The 3531-nt window shown below is 41.0% G+C and carries 3 protein-coding genes; all 3 read right to left on the bottom strand.

Going from position 1 to position 3531, the window contains the following annotated elements:
- Positions 1 to 1759, bottom strand: a 1759-nt coding sequence (locus WC819_06805) for a hypothetical protein (protein MFA5987025.1), incomplete at its 3' end; no start/stop codon positions are given.
- Positions 1760 to 1781: 22 nt separating this feature from the next.
- Positions 1782 to 2903 (bottom strand): hypothetical protein, encoded by a 1122-nt coding sequence (locus tag WC819_06800; protein MFA5987024.1) that lies wholly within the window; start codon positions 2901 to 2903, stop codon positions 1782 to 1784.
- 121 nt (positions 2904 to 3024) lie between these two features.
- Entirely contained in the window at positions 3025 to 3426 is a 402-nt protein-coding gene (locus WC819_06795) for a hypothetical protein (protein MFA5987023.1), read from the bottom strand.
- Between the last annotated feature and the right edge of the window lie 105 nt (positions 3427 to 3531).

The raw sequence follows: 3531 nt of genomic DNA, 5'->3' as shown, positions 1-3531 counted from the left end.
TTGCTGTGACGTGTACCGGTTGTCCGAGGCCACTGGGGATGGCTGCACCGCTTTGTGATGCGCCTGTGGAGAGGGAGACAGTGAGAGAGTCGTATTCGGAGGTGCCGGGTTTGACGAAGAGTTCATCTCCATTGAGCACACACATGGCGATATTCCCAGACATAGCATCAGATTCTCCCTCGTTATCTGAGAGAATGCTTGCCGTTTGTATATTTATCGTTCTTCCTTTCACTGTTTCATCGTAATTATCAAAATGCAATAGTGTATCCTTGCATCCCGGTTGCATCATCGCAAAAACTGTTTGATATGTCGCATCTTCATGTTTTGTCGGTGCAAGTCCCATGCCTTCAACAACAACACCCATTTCATCCCCCTCTTGATATTTCCACGTAAATTCCTTCAGACCAATTCCTGCAATGAGTGCACCATCACTTTTTGCAAGAGGTGTCGTCCGATCTGTGTAGGGATTTAGATGATATAACTTTTCATCTACGTCACCAGACGCCAATGACACTCCATCACAAGAATCACCATCTCCCCCACTTAAATCTTTAACATCGCATTCACTCGGTATAGCCAATACGCCCTGCGTCGTGTAGTCCGAACAACTTGCTCCATCCGTAACACACCCGACTGTATTTGGATCTGTCCACAATTTGCCCGTTTCTTCGTCTTTTTGCACGCAAAATGGCGTTGGAATACTAATTGTTCCGCCATAGCTATATGTAATATCCGTATCTGCATCGTCCGGCGGACAAATAAGTGTATTTGACTTACCACACGTTGGTGCTGATCCAGCATCAAGACACTGTGTCAATGTTTCTGTTCGCGTGCCACCATTACCTCCAATCGTTCCGTCCATTGTGGCATTTAGATCATCCTCTATTTCTGTGATTATATCCCCAAACGCACCCTCCACATCGGTTGGACACTGAATTTCCCTGTTTTCCACCAAACACCGTGGCGTATATCCATTTGGACAACCATCTTCACTGGCATCATCATCGTCACTATCTTCAGTCGATCCACTCAATTCATATGGGACACCTGTTTCCGGATCATACACATAACAATAATGATCCACGCCACGAATGCCATTATCTCCACCCATTTTTGTCCGATAATCGTCATTATCGTTTTTTATAGCTAAAATGCGATTATAGTCATCTTCAAAACTACCATCACCATTGCCACCGTTCATTGGTTGATCAAGACTTAACGGATCAAAATACATTTCTGCTTGTGCGCGTATTGCATTTGCACGATATGTGACCATGCGATCCTCACCATCTGGTGGCACCTCGCGATTTTCATCATTTTTTATATACCATGAATAGTATGCTTCATTTTCATTGGATATTCCTGTCACTTCTGCAAGAGCCGTGACCATCTCCCCCGGCTTTGGATTTGGCGTAGAAAACCGAATTGACACTTCAGGAATTTTACCTTTATTTCCCGCAGAATTTATGCTTTCTGTAATCGGTTTAAGACTTTCTTCCACATTGATATTGAGATCATTTTCTAAAAATTCTTTTATGCCGGATTGCAATTTGCTTGATGCACCCGAACCGCTTCCCGATAAATCTGACAAGCCCAGTAAACTGTCAATTGAATCTGCATCGCCCAAAAGATCTTGTATTGAGTCAGATGAAAAAAAATCCAACGAATCCAATCCAAAGGCCGACGCACTTACCGGCGGAGACAAAAAAAGACATGTCACAACAACAAAAGCAAGAACTTTTTTTTGCAAATTATTCATATAATCACCCGCTGTGTCACGCTTATAAACTTATTTTGTACAACAATTGATTTTCTCTGTTAATAAAGAATAGGGCGTCCTCCGATGGCGACAAAAACATGTTTGAAGCATCTATTTTTTCTTTGATCTCTTTTAACTCAATAATTCGTTCTTTTTTGCCGGATTCCACATCCATTTTATAAAAAGTATCGTGTGTTGTAAATTTTTTATTTACATAATCATTTGGCAACACTGCAGAATCTGGCACATCGGTTGGTTGTGCATAATATACTGTCTTATTGTCTTTTGACCACACAGCCTTATCCACGATGGTTGGCACCATGAGATCGGTATAATTTTTACCATCACTATCCATAACGCCCAATGTGATGCCTCCATTTTTCACACTGCTCACCAGCACTTTCTTACCATTTGGCGAAAAAACATATTCTCCTCCATATTCTCCCGAAAAGATCTTTTTTGGCTCTGTTTCATTGATTGTGCTCGTCGTAAAAATTTCCGATGCGACTTGTACATCCTGCATTGGCCAAAACGCCACAAGAATTGACGATGGGATCTGCATAAACTCTGTATAGCGAAATGGCAAGTTTGCAATTTTTTTCCAATTTGTTCCATCAGCGTTCGCGATATTGAGAGAGCGTTCCTTTGTTTTTTCATCATAGTATTTATAAAGGATCTTACCGTCAATTGATGCCCATTCAACATCATCCATGCCGTTGCGCAATTTATTTTTGGTCTTTGTTGCATAGTTATGTACGAAAATTCCTCCATCATTGTATTTTATGATCGCCGCATCCCCACGCTGTGACCATTTGACGCTTACCGGCACGCCCGATGTTTCACTCATCAAAACCTCCTTGTTTGATCCACGCAACGTCATTGTCCATGCACGTCCGTCTAGACCATCAATATATCGAATCGTATCACTATTTGGACCAAGTGTCGCAGCAATAACAGGATCCGATGTAATATTGACCATTTTTTCTCCAACAATATTGGCAATATCCAGACCATCGCCTATTTTTTGATCTTTTGTTGCAACTTTTTGTGTATCTTGCGGTTTGAACGCAACGGAATAAATGCCAAAAAAAACAAGGAGGGTCAGTAAAAAGATTGTTGACACAATGAATATTTTTTTGATCATATTTTTTGTACTTGTAAAATTTATCCATTAACCACATTTCCTCATCTACTCACATCCCACGTGTCACCTCTAAAGTTTTAGCAACAGACGATTGGTCAAATTTTTAGTGATGTAAAAAACTCTACTTACCACTTTGAACACTCTGCTGTAATTTGCTGAGATCAGCAAACTCCAAAAGATCCGGATTGATCGTATGCAGGATAAGCCATGTGACAAAAACGATTACCAACCCCAAAAGCGCATCGGAAATGATCTTTTTTGCCGTTCCCGCCTGGGCTTGATTACCCGCTGACACCACATAATAAAAACCCCCAATCGTGATCATAAGCAGTGCCGCAATTGCAGTAACAGCAACAAGAAAATTATATAAACCTGTAATATACGTAGGGAAGCTGTCTCCGGCTTTTGCCCATGGCACATTTTCGATCAATGTATATGATGCCGCAAAAATAGACGACACATTACAGAAAAACAACACACAACAAAAAACCACGCCAACTAACAAATAATTTTTTTTACTCATGACTTTTATTTTAATTTCACACTACCAGTATACCACATCTCACATCTTTCTTCCCGCACTCAATAGGAGTGACGGGACAAAAAGCATAATGGACATGATGAGTGC

This window comes from Parcubacteria group bacterium (genome assembly GCA_041660065.1).
In the GTDB taxonomy this organism is placed as follows: domain Bacteria; phylum Patescibacteriota; class Minisyncoccia; order Moranbacterales.
Note: the sequence above shows the minus strand (reverse complement) of the source record. Positions and strands in the feature narration are given on the sequence as shown.